Origin of the sequence: Vibrio sp. CCB-PB317 (assembly GCF_022808245.1) — a bacterium.
GTDB classification, from domain to species: Bacteria; Pseudomonadota; Gammaproteobacteria; order Enterobacterales; family Vibrionaceae; genus Vibrio; species Vibrio diabolicus.
Window position 1 is genome coordinate 1450992 of sequence record NZ_JALGNU010000001.1, and the last position, 16154, is coordinate 1467145.

Here is a 16154-nt window from a genome sequence, read left to right on the forward strand (position 1 = left end):
GCTAATCGGGGTAATTTATTCAGATTAAAGAGGTCAATGGACATGACAGACCAAGCTTTTTTTAAATATGTACGCAACTTTAGTGAGTATCAAAAACGTTCTATGTTCGGTGGTATCGGTTTATTCACCGATGATGCTATGTTTGCGCTTGTCAGCAATGATTGCTGCTACTTACGTGGTGGTAATGGATTGGACGAAGTGTTTACTCAACTGAATTGCGAAAAATATAAGCACGTCAAAAAACAGACGACGGCAACCGTAAATTATTATGACGTAACAGATTTGTTTGAATCCGGATATGCAGGACTCGATGAACTGGTACAAAAATCAATTGAATACTCAATTAAGGAACGAAAATATCAAAAGTCTTCTGCCAGTAGACGTTTGAGAGATCTGCCAAATATGCAGTTAACTCTTGAGCGAATGGTCAAGAAAGCAGGTGTTGATGACGTAGAAACCTTTTTAGAACTTGGACCTGTAAAAGTCTTCAACAAAGTTAAAGTGGCTTATGGCAATGACGTTGATGTTAAGTTGCTTTGGAAATTCGCTGGTGCCACTGACGGTGTTCATTGGAAACTGATTCAAGAGCCGCGTAAAAAGCAGTTACTGGCGCTGTGTGAGTAAGCAAGCTGAACGCACGATGATTGACTCGTTTTGATGGAGTTAGCGGGTCGTAAAGGCAAGTGTTGAAAGCGGAAAAAGGACATTGAAGTTTTTGACCACTTCATTGAGTTAGTCATTAGATTAGACAAAAAACCGAGGCATGGGCCTCGGTTTTTGTTTTTTAATTTGCTCTTTTCTTAAAGCACAAATCTTAAAACTTAAAACGCGTGGTGAACATTACCTGATCACCATAAAAGTCGTTGATACGCGCTTCAGCACCTAGAGAGAAAAGCTCAGTTGAGTGGAAACGAGCGTATGCTGCACCGGTCCAGTCGTCATCGTTATCAATAGAAACGTAGCCGACTTTGCCGCCTACTTCTAATTGAGGACCTAACCATTGACGAACACCTAAGTTCAGTTCCATACCTACGTCAGTGCTGCTATCGCTTGAAGGTTGTACAACGCGCATTAGCATTTCACCTGTAAGGTCAGCCCAGTTGTTTAGTGGCGAATGAAAGCCAAAACCAGCGGCTGAGTCAAAATCACTTTCAAACTCAGAGTCGATACGAGCAATAACATGTGCGTTAGGGTGAATTGATTTGCTGAATCCAGCACCAAATGTCACAGGACTTGCGCCAATACGTGCTTCGAAATAGTCGTAGCTAAAGTTGCTCATAGTTGCTGGCGCATTGCGGTCGTTTGCGGCTAGGGCATGGCTTGATGCCACTAGTAAGGCAGCGGCTAATAGTGTTTTACGCATAACTAACGATAAACCTTGTTCATTATTTCCATGGATTCAAGCAACCACTTGAACCGTAATCTGATTTGTCCGACATCATAATAAAAAGGAAGGTCCACGACCAACAAAAATGTGTCGATGTTTTGTCAATTAACTTAATAGTTAGTTGGTTTAAGCAAAAACTACGCCATATACATAACGTCTAAGAGCATCAATCGGATAAATAGTGATGCTTTTCCATACTCGCGCTATTGCGCGAAATAACGTGGAGCAGCTGGCTTTGGTGACATTCAAGCTAGAGCCACGCATATTACTCGCCGAAGCTTGCTCTGCGTTCAGCCATGGCATTGAGGATCGCCTCAGAATCAAGGACTTGAGTCCAAGATAGTAAGTTATCATCATTTGCAATCATAAAAGCAGTAAGCTGAGACACGATTGCTTTTCTCAACTCTTCACCTCTCCATGGTTTGGCTATGTAATAGTCCAGACTTGCGTTATTGACGGCCTCAACGGTGTCTTCTAAGCCGGCTTGTCCTGTAAGTAAGACTTTGCGGGCCGCTTTTGTGTCACCATTTTGACTGAGTTCGATTAAGAAGCTAATCCCAGTTTGCTCCGGCATAATGTGGTCGCATAAAATGAGCGCAAGCTGAACTTCCTCTTCCGCCATCTCCTCGATCACTTGCCTTGCTTCAGTGACTGATTCCGCTCCCTCGACAATAAAATGTTCCTCAAAGGGAGCGAGATCCTGGAGCACGCTATCCAAGACTTCTCGTTCGTCATCGACACATAAAATTAAATACTTGGTCATATTTCATCTCCTTTTTCGATGACTGGTAACCAGACTGTCATTCGTGTGAACTTGTCGAGCTCTGATTCGACGTCAATCCATCCCTTATGTGCTGTCACGATTTGCTGGCAGATGGACAGCCCAATGCCTAAACCAAAGTTGCCTTCTTTTTTCGTCGTGAAGTTGAGCTCGAAAATGGCATCTCTTTGCGATTCAGGAATGCCACACCCATTATCTTCAAACGAGATAACGGCGTAATGTGTATGATCTTTTTCTGCAAGACGTGTTTGTATTTTTAAAACGCCTTTTTCCGGAAATGCATCAATGGCGTTAGAGACCAAATTCGTCCATACCTGTTGGAGTGCGATTGGTTGACAAAGGATAGGAGGTAAATCCGCATAATCAGTGGAAACCTGATGCATTTTTAGTTTGTTTTCGAAGATCACCAAGGTATCTTCAATACCTTCATGAATATCAGCATAGTGCTGGGTCTCATCATCTGAGCGTGCGTAACCTTTAAGGCTTTTCACCATATCTGCAATTCGCGCAGCACAGACGTTAATTGAGCGAAGAGTAGAACCAGCTTTGTGGTATTGCTCAAGAGTATCGAGAACATGAGAAGATACTTGCTGTTTTTTCGTTAGTTGAGTGAGTAACTCGTGATCTGACTCTAGCCCAAGGTTCACCACTTTCTTTGCCAATGTTCGGTCTGGAAGGGCATGATTAAGTGCTTTAACGCGTGATCTGAGCTCTGCGGTTGAAGCGGGTTTTGCGGTTTGAGCTTTGCTCAGCAACTCAATGCCTTTGGTTTGTATATCGGAACTGGGTACTTCGTTAAGTAATCTTTCTAGCGTATGCGTTAAATTCTCTACGCCCCTCAATATCGCTGCTATCGGATTATTTAGTTCATGCGCCACGCCCGCAACCAACTGGCCGAGCATCGCCATTTTTTCTCTTTCAATGAGTTGCTGGTGGGCAGACTCCAGCGATTCGAGCGTTTTTTGAAGTTGCAGCTTGGTGTTGATGCTTCTTTGTAATCGGCGGTTGAAGTGCCGTAAGAGCAAGTTTGTAAAAAGAGGCAGCAAGTTTGAGTCGCTTTGCATCACTTTATTGAATACGTTGCGATCGAGTTTGATGACCTCTGTCTTTGTCAGCGTTAGGGCTGTCGAGAAAGAACATTCCCCAGTAACAAACGACATGCCTCCGACAATATTACCTTTGTTATGGCGTACAACCTCTCGCTGCATGCCTTGTTCATCGCGCTTGTACAGAGCCACTTCTCCATCGGTAATAAACCACAAAAAGCTATTTGGCTCGCCTTCCACGGTTAATAAGTGTTCAGGTGAGTATGTACGGCACGCTCTTGTTTCGTCGTTATCTTTGAAAAACTGCTGGAGAGCGGAGATCACTTGCTCGGCTAACTCAGCATCAGACATCGAGTGGTAGTCGTGTAAAAAGCCCGCTTGATAATGGCTCATCTGATTATTGATGTGCGCTCGCAACAAGCTGTGATGATCCAATATCTGACTGTAACTTAGCAGGTCTTCTTTACCGTTTCGCAATATAAATTGGGTCAGCTCTTTTTGCACTGTGTTAAATAAGACGTGATCTGGCAAAGGTTTAGTGAGGCAGTGGTCGAGCCTGCCCTCATTAACGGCAGTGAGAATTGCCTCTATATCAGACGAGCAGCTAATAAGAATTTTTCTTGCTTGCTCGGTATGCGGCATCCGGTCTAAACCAATAAGAAAATCCACGCCATTAAAATGAGCGTGATGGCTCGCTATAACTAAAGCAACAGTCTGCTCTCTTTCCTCTAGATACTCTAAAGCGCTTTGAGCCTCTTCTATCGATTCGACAGAAAAAATATCAAACTTACTTGAGAAGGCAGACAGCTCCAATCGAAACTGTTCAGCACTGATTGGGTTGTTGTCGAGACACAACACAGCATAACGATTCACAGATGTTTTAGCTCCGGTTAAAACTTCGCCACGCAAACTTTAACAATAAAAGGACATGATGAGTGGGAGCCAAGTATGATTCCTGATTAATGGACTAGAATAAGCATCAATAGTCTGATTTGTCTCAATGTTTTCTCCGCAGAAGGTTTGGGGTAGACTGACCGAAAATACCTAATAAGTGACGTTATGCAAAATCTTAAAAAAATCGGCGCCATTGGTGGTGCTATCTCATTAGCGCTGTGTTGGCCATTGGCTGTCGGACAAATTGGTCAGTCCATCATTGAAGATGGTATTACCAATATGAATGATGAAATGATTAAAGGCGAAGTGGTCGAGTATCAGCGTGGCTATTTGTCTTCAGTCGTGCTGACTCGTTATTCAGTTGTTGATCCTGAGCTTAAAACGCAGCTAGAGCGTGACGGTATGCCAACGACGTTTGACGTAACCAGTGATGTTAGCCACGGTCTAACAAGCCTAACAGCAGATTCAAAATTGGTGGACAATGACTTTTTGCCTCTCACGATGCATAGTCAGACTCAACTAAATGGCAATACGGCATTCACCCTTGACCTAGACAGTTGGCATTATCGTAACGAAGCGCAAGGTGTTTCTGTTTCTACAAGCCCTGCAAAAGTGACAGGGGATGTGACGGTATTGGGTGATCTCAATTACCAAGTTTCTGTTCCTTCTGTTCAAGTGGATTTTGAAAACGGTGAAGAGCTTCATCTGAATGCATTGACAGGTCAGGGTAAAGGTAAGCAAGCAAAAGGCTATTGGCTGGGTGAGCAATCTTTTTCTCTAGAGAAGCTGGATGTGGTTGATTCGAACTTAACGCCTGTCTTTTTGATTGAGAATGCAAGTTACCGCGGTAACACTACGATGAATGAGTCTGGTGATAAGCTGAACAGTCAGCTGAACCTAGATGCTAAGAAACTGCGTTTAACTGATGGTACGGATGTCGATAACTTTAAGTTGGATTTCTCCATTGCAGATGTGGATAGCCAGTCATTTGACCAAATTATGTCTATCTATCAAAGCTCTCCAATGTTAGACGAGCAGGAAATTGCGAGCTTATTGCCGCATGTTGACACGCTGTTTAGCAAAGGTTTTGATTTATCCGTGAATGAGCTTTCACTTGCATTTGGTGACGGTAAGTTTCATAACGAGTGGCAATTGTCCATTCCTGAAGGTACTGACCACATTACTCAAGACCCAATGAAGTTGATGACGGCGACTACTGGTGAGCTCAGCACTTACTTCTCTGACGAATTAGTGACGCACTACCCATTTATTCAAGAAGGAATCGATGAGCTGCTCATCATGGAGCTGATCGAGAAAGTTGAGGGCGGTTATCAACTCAAAGCAGAAATCGGTGAAGGCAAATTGAAGTTCGAAAATGGACATGAGTTCCCATTGGTGGCGCTACTTATGCCTGCCTTGATGCAACAACAGTAGCCAAGTATTGTTGCGGAATTAATCCAATTTAACGCTTAGTCTTTAAAAAGAGGTCGTAAGACCTCTTTTCTTGTTTTTATCGCTGCGAAAACGTGATATTAATTTCGTAATATTTACATAGCAGGAGCAATGAGCATCATGGAACAAAATACGGACAACGTATTTAACTTCAGTGCAGGGCCAGCAGGTCTGCCTAAAGCAGTTATGCAGCAAGCACAACAGGAACTAATCGATTGGCAAGGCCTTGGTACTTCGGTCATGGAAATCAGCCACCGAAGCAAAGAGTTCATCAAAGTTGCAGAAGAAGCCGAGCAGGATTTACGTGATCTTCTGAATATTCCGGACAACTATAAAGTGCTGTTCTGCCAAGGTGGTGCTCGTGCTCAGTTTGCTGCTGTTCCTCTAAACTTACTTGGTGATGCCGAGACGGCAACTTACATCGACGGCGGTTATTGGGCTGAAAGTGCGGTAGCTGAAGCGAAGAAATACTGCGAGCCAGACGTATTTGATGCAAAAACAGAAATCGACGGAAAAGTAGCCGTTCTACCTGCAAACGAGTGGAAAATTGCTCCAGAAGCGGCTTACGTGCATTTCTGTCCAAATGAAACCATTGACGGTATCGAGATTAACGATCTTCCTGTCACCGACAAACCAATCGTTGCTGACATGTCTTCGACGATTCTTTCTCGTGAGATTGATGTATCGAAATACGGTGTGATTTATGCGGGCGCTCAGAAAAACATTGGTCCTTCAGGCATTGCTATCGCTATCGTGCGCGACGACTTGTTAGGTATGGCGAAGCAGGTACTGCCAAGTATCTTGGATTATACTGTTCTGGCTGAGAAAGAATCAATGTTCAACACGCCACCAACCTTTGCATGGTACCTGTCTGGTCTTGTTTTCAAATGGTTGAAGGCGCAGGGTGGGGTAAAAGCGATCGAGCAAGTGAACCGCGCTAAAGCCGCACTACTGTATGATTACATCGATCAGTCTGATTTCTACCGTAATGGCGTGCACTCAGCAAACCGTTCTTTGATGAATGTGCCATTCCAACTTGCGAAACCTGAACTGGATGCGACGTTCCTTGAACTAGCCGATGCCAAAGGGCTGAAATCACTAAAAGGACACCGAGCCGTTGGTGGTATGCGAGCTTCCATTTATAACGCCATGCCGCTAGAAGGTGTACAAGCGTTAGTCGATTTTATGCAAGAGTTTGAGAAAAACTACGCATAAAATCAAATTCACTGTTATTCATGAAAGCGTCGCAATTGCGGCGCTTTTGTTTATCTCAACTCACATCACTCCAGGAAGGTAATATGACCAAGGCGAATATTGAAGCGCTGATCAAGCAGTTCCCACTCTTGGCGCCACTTATTGATCTTAAGGAGGTTTGCTGGTTTAACCCAAACATAACCTCTTTAGCAGAAGGTTTGCCCTATGTGAGGCTAGATGAGAAAGATATTCAAGCTGCGAGTGAACGGCTAGCACGATTTGCGCCTTATTTGATGAAAGCGTTTCCCGAAACGGAAGCTTCGTATGGCATCATTGAGTCTTCTGTGGTGGATGTTCCCAAGATGAAAGTGCGTTTGGAGCAGCAATACGACACGCCAATATTGGGTCGTTTAATGCTTAAAAAGGACAGCCATCTGCCAATTTCTGGTTCTATCAAAGCGAGAGGTGGCATTTATGAAGTGCTCACCCATGCAGAAAAGTTGGCGTTTGAAGCTGGCTTACTCTGCGAAACCGATGATTACAGCAAATTGTTCAGCAATGAGTTTCGGCAGTTTTTTAAGCAGTACAGTATTGCGGTTGGGTCAACGGGTAACCTCGGTATGTCCATTGGCATCATGAGTGCAAAGCTTGGTTTTTCAGTCTCGGTTCACATGTCTTCTGATGCGCGGGAGTGGAAGAAAAATAAGCTCCGATCACATGGCGTCAAAGTGGTGGAGTACCAGCAAGACTATGGTGTTGCCGTTGAGCAAGGTCGTAAAGAAGCTGAGCAAGACCCTAACTGCTTCTTTATTGATGATGAAAACTCGCAGACGTTGTTTCTAGGTTACTCTGTTGCGGGTGAGCGTCTTAAGCAGCAGTTTGATGACTTGGGAATCGTGGTTGATGAGCATCATCCGCTGTTTGTTTATCTACCCTGTGGTGTTGGCGGTGGGCCTGGTGGCGTGGCATTTGGTTTGAAAGTCGCGTTTGGTGATCATGTTCATTGTATTTTCGCAGAGCCAACACACTCTCCGTGCATGTTGTTGGGCGTGCATACCGGCTTGCATGACGAGATTGCGGTACAAGATTTGGGTATCGACAACATAACTGCCGCTGATGGTTTGGCAGTAGGGCGTGCGTCGGGATTTGTCGGTAGAGCGATGGAAAGGCTAATTGATGGCTTTTACACCATTGATGATGCTCGTATGTATCACCACTTGGGTGAGTTAAGTGAACTCGAAGGCATTAACCTAGAGCCTTCTGCATTAGCTGGTATGGTTGGGGCAGTGCACGTCTCGAATAATCATGCTTATCAGTCTCGAATGCAATTTGACGAAGAAAAACTCAGAAACGCCACGCATCTTGTTTGGGCAACAGGTGGAGGCATGGTTCCGGAAGATGAAATGGCGGCTTATCTCAAAAAATCAGGTCGGTAAATCAGCTCTGTATACGTACTTAACTAGGCAATTGACAATACAGGAATAGCAAAAGGGCCCATCGTTTGATGAGCCCTTCTCGTCACAGAATATCGAATTATAGAGACTGTAATAGCTGGTAGTAACGACCTTTCTGAGCGAGTAGCGTTGGATGATCGCCTTGCTCGATGATCTCACCTTGTTCCATCAAACAGATACTATCCATGTTTTCTAATTCTATAAGTCGGTGTGTAATGAATACCACTGTCTTATTAGCAAAGTGCTCATTGAAAAGCGCCATCACTTTTTGTTCCGTACGCTTATCGAGGCCTTCAGTCGGTTCATCTAAGAGTAGGATTGGGGCATCACGTAGCAATGCGCGAGCGATACCGATTCGGCGTTTCTCACCACCAGATAACTGACGACCACCGTCGCCTAACCAAGCATCTAACCCTGGAGCCTCAAGAAGGCCACCAAGTTCGACTTTTTGAAGAATCTCAGACAGTCGCTCATCACTTGCTTCTGGAGCGGCCATAAGTAAGTTGTCACGCAGTGTTCCATTCAGTACATCAACGCGTTGACTTACCACTGTCATTGCTTCTCGCAGGTCAGACTCGCTCCAATCTTGCAGCTTTGTACCACCGATTCGAACTTCACCTTGGTTTACATCCCAGTAGCGACAAAGAAGCTGAATCAGTGTTGATTTACCTGAACCTGTTTGACCTACAATCGCTGTTTTAGTGCCCAACGGTAGTGAGAGTGACAAGTCTTTCAGCACCTTTTGCTGACCGTCAGGGTAAGTGAAGTCAATGTTGTCGAATTCAATGTCTAACGTTGTGCCTTTATGTTTCGATTGCTCAGGGAAGACAACGTCCGGTTCAGCCAAAATTACTTCATTTAAACGACGAGCAGAAGTCAACGTTTGACCCAGGTACTGGAACGCGCCCGCAATAGGCATCAAAATTTCAAAACTTGCCATCGTTGCAAATGCAAACAACGCAATCCAAGGATCAGGAGTACGACCTCCTACGCCGTCTGCAGCAAACCAAAGCATCACAACCAGTGTAAGACCGTTCACAAGCATAAGCAGGCCTGAAGCCATGCCCGTTAAATTCGCGTTCACAAACTGATTAGACAACAGCTGCTTTTGCTTCTCTAGAATGAGATTGCGATAACGCTCTTCTGCTCCAAAGATACTCAGTTCGCTGTAGCCTTGAAGCCAGTCCAGTGTCGCCACTCGTAATTGCGCTTTATGATGAGTGAGATTCTCGCCATTGTTTTTACCCAGTTTATAGAACAGTACCGGCCATACAAACAACATGACGGTAAGAATCGAGCCAAGCAGTAGGGCGAGATGCCAATCAAAGAACGCCAGGACAGCCGTTAAACTCAATATGCCAAAAATACCAATCATGACAGGGCTGATAAGTCGAAGGTAAACGTGATCCATCGCATCTACGTCCGCCACTAGGCGGTTGAGCAGATCGGCATCACGCATCGTAGAAATACGACCCGGAATCAGTGGTGCAAGTTTCTTAAAGAAGAAGATACGTAGATCGGTAAGTAACTTGAACGTCGCATTGTGGCTGACGACACGTTCTCCCCATCGACCTGCGGTTCGAGCCATTGCAGCGCCGCGTACCCCGGCACCTGGTAACATGTAGTTGAAGGTCTCACGAGCAACCGTCAAGCCTGCCACCGCTGCGGCTGAAATAAACCAACCCGATAGCGTTAATAAGCCAATAGATGCAGCTAAGGTCAGAAATGCCAATAGCATACCTAGAGAAAGACCAAACCAATGTTTCTTATAGAGTTTTAGATAAGGGAGTAAATCACGCATCTAAGTTCCCCTTGTCTGTTTCACGTTGTGCGAGGTTCGCTTCCAACATGTCTTTAAATAAGCCATCTTCTGTCGACAGTGTGTCGTAATCACCACGTTGAACAATCTGGCCGTCCTGCATAACAAGAATTTGCGATACGCTTTGTAAAGGTGCCAACTGGTGAGTAATCATCAAATTCGTTGTGGCATGTGCGTACTTGTTAATGCCTTCCATGACGAGTTTTTCACTACGAGCATCTAAGCTTGCGGTCGGTTCATCTAATAACCAAAAACGACCATTTTGTAGCATAGCGCGAGCTAACGCTAAACGCTGGGCTTGGCCGACAGATAAACCACCAGAGCGGTCAGATATCGGGTAATCCAACCCATGCATTTCAACAAATTCAGCAGCATGAGAGTCATTCAAAACAGAATGAACGTCTGCATCTTGAATGTTGTGTTTGCCTAACGTGACGTTATCTCGAATGCTGCCATGTAATAGCATTGGGTTTTGACCAATCCAGCTTACGGCCTCTCGCCATGTGGCTAGATCCAGTTGTGACAATTCACAACCATTAATCTTCAAGCTACCTTGATAAGGCATGAAACCGAGGATGGTGTTTACCAAGCTTGTTTTACCTGCGCCACTTGGTCCAACTAAAGCCGTACTTTTGTTGGCTTCAAGAGAGAAGGATAGGGGACCTGCGAGCTGCTTACCTTCCGGACTAAAAATAGTTAACTCGTCCGCTTCAATATGGATAGGGCTGTTTTTATCTAACGCTTGGGTACCATCTTTGATTTGATCGACTTCCAAATCCAGAAACTCGACAATACTTTCTGCTGCGCCAACCGCTTGCTGTTTAGCATGGTAGAACGTGCCCAAATCACGTAATGGCTGATAAAACTCTGGCGCAAGAATCAGAATGAACAAGCCAGCAAACAGCGTAACACCTGTGCCGTAGTAGCCGAAATCGAGCTCTCCGATATAACTAAAGCCAAAGTAGACGGCGGTAATTGCGATAGAAATGGAAGTGAAAAACTCTAAAACCGCAGAAGATAGAAACGCGATCTTCAGAACGTCCATGGTACGAGTACGAAAGACTTCCGAAGCACCCTTCAGAGTTTCAGTTTCAGATTTTGTTCTATCGAATAAGCGAATGGTCGTCATTGCTTGCAAGCGGTCATAAAAGTGACCGGACAAACGCTGCATCGCTTTAAAGTTTTTACGGTTTGCTTCTGCGGCTTTCATCCCAACCAGTGCCATGAAAATAGGCACTAGTGGTGCTGTGACGAGGAAGATCAAGCCTGCCGCCCAGTTTACTGGGAATACGACAACCAAAATAATGAAAGGCACTAATACCGATAATGACATCTGAGGCAAGTAGCGAGAGAAGAAATCTTGCATATCTTCTACCTGCTCTAAGATGAGCGTCGCCCAGCTGCCGGCAGGTTTGCCTTTGATGTAAGCGGGCCCAAGTTTATGAACTTTATCTAAAATGAGTTGGCGAATATAAACTCGAATTTGCTCACCGCAACGGTAACCGGCAAGCTCTCGACCCCAGGTACAAGCAGCTCGACCGATAACCGTGCCACCAAGCCCAACAAAATGCCAAATGAGGTCGGCTTTGTCGACTTGGTCAATGATTAACTGGTGCAGAATGGAGGCGAGCAGGGCTGCTTGAGCCAATAAAAACACGCTTGAAAGTACGCCTAGGCCTATCGCAATCATAAGCCAGCGCTTGGCTAACTTACTTTGTTGCTTAAGCCACTTATTCAAGCTGCTTTGCTTTTTCTTATCCATCGTGAAGGCTTAATGATAATTGTTTTAATGAGGCGGTAGTATACAAAAGAAAACCCAGCGGGAATACCGCTGGGCTTTAAGGATATGACACAAATGTGAAAAGTTATTTGTCACCAAGTGAGTCTAAGAAACGCTCAGCATCTAATGCCGCCATACAACCTGTACCTGCAGATGTGATAGCTTGACGGTAGTTATGGTCCATAACGTCGCCTGCTGCAAATACACCTTCAATGCTAGTTTGTGTCGCGTTGCCTTCTAGGCCAGACTTAACGATGATGTAGCCATCTTTCATGTCTACTTGGCCTTCAAAGATTTGTGTGTTTGGCTGGTGGCCGATCGCAATAAACGCACCCATCACTTCAAGGTCTTCAGTCGCACCTGTGTTGACGTCTTTAATACGAACGCCAGTTACGCCCATGTCGTCGCCAAGTACTTCATCGAGAGTTCGATCGGTATGAAGAACGATATTACCGCTTTCAACTTTATCCATCAGACGTTTCACAAGGATCTTCTCTGCACGGAATGAATCGCGGCGGTGGATCAGGTGAACTTCTGACGCAATGTTAGATAGGTAAAGTGCTTCCTCAACAGCAGTGTTACCACCGCCCACAACTGCAACTTTCTGATTACGGTAGAAGAAACCGTCACAGGTTGCACAAGCAGAAACGCCGCGACCTTTAAATGCTTCTTCAGACTCAAGGCCAAGGTATTTTGCTGATGCACCCGTAGAAATAATCAATGCGTCACATGTGTACTCGCCAGAATCGCCTTTTAAACGAAATGGGCGTTGTGATAGTTCTACTTCGTTGATGTGATCAAACACGATCTCAGTTTCGAAACGCTCGGCGTGCTCTTTCATGCGATCCATCAATGCAGGACCTGTCAGACCTTCAGCGTCGCCGGGCCAGTTTTCAACTTCAGTAGTGGTGGTTAGCTGACCACCTTGTTGCATTCCCGTCACAAGCACAGGGTTTAGGTTGGCACGCGCTGCGTAGACGGCAGCTGTGTATCCTGCTGGACCAGAACCAAGAATTAATAGTTTACAATGTTTTACGTCGCTCATTATGGCTCCAAAAAGGGCTGAACATTTCCCTCGATTGTATGGAAATTCTTAGTGCTTTAAAAGCATAAACAACGATTGTGATCGAATAATTGGTTATAGATTAGAACCCACTAAAGATTGATAAAGAACGTTGACTTCTAGCATAAAATTCTATTCGTAGTAGAGAAGTCTAGTTTCAAATATCGCCAAAGCGCAAAACTGAAACATGGTTCTGTATTTTTGCTTTGGATTGGTTTGTTGTGTTGTTTTTGTTGTTTTGTTGAAGCTATCAACGTTAAAAGCTGGCAATTACAGAATATTTGCGTAACCTAGTGTGTAAATTAAATGTTAATTAATGTGCCTCATTAAAGGAGACAATGATGTTACATTCACGTGAGAATACTCTGCATTTAACACAGCTCAGCATGGCAGCAATTGAGCAGCTTTCCCCATCGTTTGAAGAACTGCCTCGTACCGAGCATGCAGATGGTCAGTATCGACTAAGACGTTATTCTGTGGTTGGTTTTGATAACGGCAAAGTCATTGACTTAAACAAAAACAGCTTTGTTCAATCGTCTGATATCAACCGATTCCAAGGTGATGTTGTAAGACAATTTGAGCCGATTGAGAAGGATATTCTCACCAGTGATGGTTTCCGAGAAATGTGCGAATTGTTTGTCAATGCGAATCATTTGCCTAACGGCCAGGAAATAGAAATTCACCAAATCCGAATCACAGCGCTAGAAGAAGAAACTCAAGTGGCACCTGAAGGTGTGCACCAAGACGGTTTTGATCACATTGCAATGGTTGGCGTAGGACGTCATAACATCATTGGTGGTGACATCATGCTGTACAGCAGTCATAACCAAGCCCCATTTTTCCGTAAGGTGTTAGAAACGGGTGAGGTTGCAATATTGGCAGACAGTAAACTGTGGCACAATGCGTGCCCAATCCGTTCTGTCATTGATGATGAAGCGGGTCATATGGATGTGTTTGTACTCACGGCTACGGATAAGCGCAATGAACTTCAATCTTAATCTGATCAGGGAGCAGTTTCCGGCGCTCGCTCAATACCATAACGACAAACCTGTGACGTTTTTTGATGGTCCAGGCGGGTCACAGGTACCTCAATCAGTGCTAGACAGCATGGTGGGATATTTAGGTCGTTTCAACGCCAACTTAGGCGGGCATTATTTTTCTAGCCAAAAGACGGTTGACGTGATGCAAAATGCACGCGAGTCAGCGCAAGCTCTGCTAAACGCGCCGTCGTCTGGCAATATCGTCTTCGGTGCGAACATGACATCGTTAACCTTTCAGCTTAGTCGTGCGATTAGCCGAGATTGGCAAGAGGGAGATGAGATCATTGTTTCTGCTTTGGACCACTATTCGAATGTGTCCAGCTGGCAACAAGCGGCAGAAGATCAAGGCGTTACGGTTCATCAGGTTCGTATCAACGAAGATGATTGTACGTTGGACTTGGAGCATTTAAGCAGTCTTCTTTCTGATAAAACGCGCCTTGTAGCGGTGACCTATGCATCGAATACGACTGGTTCTATCGTGGATGTGCAGCGAGTAGTAAGCATGGCGCACAACGTCGGGGCACAAGTTTATGTGGATGCCGTTCATTACGCGCCGCATCACTTGGTTGATGTTCAAACGTTGGGTTGTGACTTTTTAGCGTGCTCTGCTTACAAGTTTTTCGGCCCGCACGTTGGTATTGCTTACATTGCCGATCAGTGGCTGCACAGTATTCGTCCGTACAAAGTCGAGCCTGCAACCAATATTGGCCCAGGCCGATTTGAAACGGGGACGCAAAGTTTTGAAGGTCTTGCTGGTGTCGTTGCTGCGGTTGAGTATCTGGCTCAATTTGGTGAAGCCGGTTTACCTCTTCGTCAACGATTGGAGCAAAGTTACCAGTTGTATGAACAGCATGAGCAACGCTTGAGTGAGCGTTTCTTACAGCGTCTGAGTGCACTAGATGGTGTCAATCTATTTGGCATTGCGAAAGAAGATAGCCAGCCCCGCACACCAACTTTTGCGCTAACATTCGACCGATATTCTCCAGAATTCATCGCGAAAACGCTGGGTGAACACAACATCTGTGTTTGGAACGGCCACTTTTATGCGCTGGGTTTAGTTCGTCAACTTGGTCTAGAAGAGTCGGGTGGTGTAGTACGAATTGGTTGCATGCATTACAACACAATAGAAGAAGTCGATATGTTGTTCGATGTACTAGAAAACATCCTTGATGCGTAACTGATCATATCTTCCTGATAGAAAAACAAAAGCTCGAGTCAAACTCGAGCTTTTTCGTTTTTATTTCAATAAACCAGCTACATACGAAACTAGGCGCTTACTTCCACTTCATAGGAAGTGAATTTTCTTACGTTGATCACGCCAGTGTCAAAAATGAGGTATTGACCTTTGATGCCTTGCAAAGTGCCAGTAACAACCGGGTTTTTATCGAAATTATGCGAGGTGATCTTAGTTGGGTGCTGTTGCACCGGATAGCTAAGGTCGGTAATGCTTTCGCTTAATATTTCAATTGCATCTTCACCGAATTGCTGTTTTATCTCAGCAATCTCGTCTTCGACTAAAGGTAATAGCTCAGCAAAACGATCTTGCAGTGCCATTGGTTCACCATCGCCTTTCAGCAGTGTGCGCCAATTGGTTTTATCTGCGATGTGTTTCGCCAGTTCAACTTCAATTAATCCGGAGATATGTCGAGTTTTTACCTTAAAAATTGGCAAACCCTGAGTCGCACCTTGATCAATCCAACGAGTTGGGATTTGCGTATGACGAGTGATACCAACTTTTAAGCTGGATGTATTGGATAGGTAGACAAAGTGATCCACCATGCAGTTCTCTTCGCCCCATTGTGGCTCGCGACAAGTCCCTTGGTCGTAGTGACAAGTCTCTGGCTTCATGATGCACATATCGCAGCTTGCTAGCTTTTTCATACAGACAAAACAATGGCCTTGCGAATAACTCTTTTTCGTTTTCTTACCACATGAGCAACAAAAAATATTGCCCGTGTGAGTCAGTGTGAGCGTGTTACCCAGAAACGGCGATAGATCAATCTCTTCCTCACCAACAGGTAGACGGTAACTAACAGCACCGTCCAGAGATGCACGCATTTTATTTAGCGTACCAGTTGCAATTAATGACATGACATTACTCATTATTGTGTTTTTGCACAGTATATCCGAAGTGGTGATGAGATGCAGGGTTGACAGACACATTAAAGCGAAATGTATCGTTCTGAAATGTTATGCACTGGCCTTCATGGGTTAGGAAATACGGCTGTGAAATGCTTCGCAAAT

13 protein-coding genes are annotated in these 16154 nt (G+C 44.8%); 6 read left to right on the plus strand and 7 right to left on the minus strand.

What is annotated here, in order from left to right:
• The first annotated feature begins 36 nt into the window (after window positions 1-36).
• Window positions 37-624, plus strand: coding sequence for a TfoX/Sxy family DNA transformation protein (locus tag MTR11_RS06745; protein WP_005393210.1), 588 nt, complete (start codon window positions 37-39; stop codon window positions 622-624).
• 190 nt (window positions 625-814) lie between these two features.
• Here the strand turns inward: MTR11_RS06745 and MTR11_RS06750 are convergent, their stop codons facing one another.
• The 3 genes from MTR11_RS06750 to MTR11_RS06760 all read right to left on the minus strand — a co-directional run bounded on the left by MTR11_RS06750 (window position 815) and on the right by MTR11_RS06760 (window position 4087).
• Window positions 815-1363 (minus strand): hypothetical protein, encoded by a 549-nt coding sequence (locus tag MTR11_RS06750; RefSeq protein WP_005393208.1) that lies wholly within the window; start codon window positions 1361-1363, stop codon window positions 815-817.
• A 289-nt stretch (window positions 1364-1652) separates the two neighbouring features.
• Window positions 1653-2150: a response regulator gene (locus MTR11_RS06755; protein ID WP_012841921.1), complete on the minus strand. Its 498-nt coding sequence runs from the start codon at window positions 2148-2150 to the stop codon at window positions 1653-1655.
• Complete coding sequence (locus MTR11_RS06760) at window positions 2147-4087, minus strand: ATP-binding protein (protein WP_243327182.1); 1941 nt, start codon at window positions 4085-4087, stop codon at window positions 2147-2149. The genes MTR11_RS06755 and MTR11_RS06760 overlap by 4 nt, the downstream gene beginning before the upstream one ends.
• A 186-nt stretch (window positions 4088-4273) precedes the next feature.
• On the opposite strand from MTR11_RS06760, the gene MTR11_RS06765 reads away from it, so the two are divergent.
• The 3 genes from MTR11_RS06765 to MTR11_RS06775 all read left to right on the plus strand — a co-directional run bounded on the left by MTR11_RS06765 (window position 4274) and on the right by MTR11_RS06775 (window position 8190).
• Entirely contained in the window at window positions 4274-5542 is a 1269-nt protein-coding gene (locus MTR11_RS06765; RefSeq protein WP_005393205.1) for a DUF945 family protein, read from the plus strand.
• A gap of 138 nt (window positions 5543-5680) precedes the next feature.
• Window positions 5681-6775, plus strand: coding sequence for a 3-phosphoserine/phosphohydroxythreonine transaminase (gene serC, locus MTR11_RS06770; protein WP_046874819.1), 1095 nt, complete (start codon window positions 5681-5683; stop codon window positions 6773-6775).
• 83 nt (window positions 6776-6858) lie between these two features.
• The gene (locus tag MTR11_RS06775) at window positions 6859-8190 is read left to right on the plus strand and encodes a D-serine ammonia-lyase (RefSeq protein WP_243327183.1); all 1332 of its coding nucleotides are present in this window, start codon (window positions 6859-6861) and stop codon (window positions 8188-8190) included.
• Between the two features lie 97 nt (window positions 8191-8287).
• Here the strand turns inward: MTR11_RS06775 and cydC are convergent, their stop codons facing one another.
• The 3 genes from cydC to trxB form a co-directional block, all read right to left on the minus strand.
• On the minus strand, window positions 8288-10009 hold the full coding sequence (cydC, locus tag MTR11_RS06780) for a heme ABC transporter ATP-binding protein/permease CydC (RefSeq protein ID WP_243327184.1): 1722 nt from the start codon (window positions 10007-10009) through the stop codon (window positions 8288-8290).
• On the minus strand, window positions 10002-11789 hold the full coding sequence (cydD, locus tag MTR11_RS06785; protein WP_170902127.1) for a heme ABC transporter permease/ATP-binding protein CydD: 1788 nt from the start codon (window positions 11787-11789) through the stop codon (window positions 10002-10004). Before cydD ends, cydC begins: the two co-directional genes overlap by 8 nt.
• Before the next feature lie 103 nt (window positions 11790-11892).
• Entirely contained in the window at window positions 11893-12852 is a 960-nt protein-coding gene (gene trxB, locus MTR11_RS06790; protein ID WP_005393195.1) for a thioredoxin-disulfide reductase, read from the minus strand.
• Between the two features lie 359 nt (window positions 12853-13211).
• Here trxB and MTR11_RS06795 point away from each other — a divergent pair, with 359 nt between their 5' ends.
• Together MTR11_RS06795 and MTR11_RS06800 are read left to right on the plus strand one after the other, a co-directional pair.
• Window positions 13212-13868, plus strand: coding sequence for a 2OG-Fe dioxygenase family protein (locus tag MTR11_RS06795; protein WP_005393193.1), 657 nt, complete (start codon window positions 13212-13214; stop codon window positions 13866-13868).
• The gene (locus tag MTR11_RS06800; protein ID WP_243327185.1) at window positions 13852-15087 is read left to right on the plus strand and encodes a cysteine desulfurase-like protein; all 1236 of its coding nucleotides are present in this window, start codon (window positions 13852-13854) and stop codon (window positions 15085-15087) included. The genes MTR11_RS06795 and MTR11_RS06800 overlap by 17 nt, the downstream gene beginning before the upstream one ends.
• Window positions 15088-15176: 89 nt before the next feature.
• On the opposite strand, the gene MTR11_RS06805 is transcribed toward MTR11_RS06800, so the two are convergent.
• On the minus strand, window positions 15177-16001 hold the full coding sequence (locus MTR11_RS06805) for a DUF2797 domain-containing protein (RefSeq protein ID WP_243327186.1): 825 nt from the start codon (window positions 15999-16001) through the stop codon (window positions 15177-15179).
• Window positions 16002-16154 lie beyond the last annotated feature (153 nt).

Coding starts and splice junctions, on each gene's coding strand:
- cydD (WP_170902127.1), bottom strand. CDS start 11,789: ATGGATAAGAAAAAGCAAAGCAGCTTGAATAAGTGGCTTAAGCAACAA.
- MTR11_RS06805 (WP_243327186.1), bottom strand. CDS start 16,001: ATGTCATTAATTGCAACTGGTACGCTAAATAAAATGCGTGCATCTCTG.
- MTR11_RS06765 (WP_005393205.1), top strand. CDS start 4,274: ATGCAAAATCTTAAAAAAATCGGCGCCATTGGTGGTGCTATCTCATTA.
- serC (WP_046874819.1), top strand. CDS start 5,681: ATGGAACAAAATACGGACAACGTATTTAACTTCAGTGCAGGGCCAGCA.
- MTR11_RS06775 (WP_243327183.1), top strand. CDS start 6,859: ATGACCAAGGCGAATATTGAAGCGCTGATCAAGCAGTTCCCACTCTTG.
- trxB (WP_005393195.1), bottom strand. CDS start 12,852: ATGAGCGACGTAAAACATTGTAAACTATTAATTCTTGGTTCTGGTCCA.
- MTR11_RS06745 (WP_005393210.1), top strand. CDS start 37: ATGGACATGACAGACCAAGCTTTTTTTAAATATGTACGCAACTTTAGT.
- MTR11_RS06755 (WP_012841921.1), bottom strand. CDS start 2,150: ATGACCAAGTATTTAATTTTATGTGTCGATGACGAACGAGAAGTCTTG.
- MTR11_RS06750 (WP_005393208.1), bottom strand. CDS start 1,363: ATGCGTAAAACACTATTAGCCGCTGCCTTACTAGTGGCATCAAGCCAT.
- MTR11_RS06795 (WP_005393193.1), top strand. CDS start 13,212: ATGTTACATTCACGTGAGAATACTCTGCATTTAACACAGCTCAGCATG.
- cydC (WP_243327184.1), bottom strand. CDS start 10,009: ATGCGTGATTTACTCCCTTATCTAAAACTCTATAAGAAACATTGGTTT.
- MTR11_RS06800 (WP_243327185.1), top strand. CDS start 13,852: ATGAACTTCAATCTTAATCTGATCAGGGAGCAGTTTCCGGCGCTCGCT.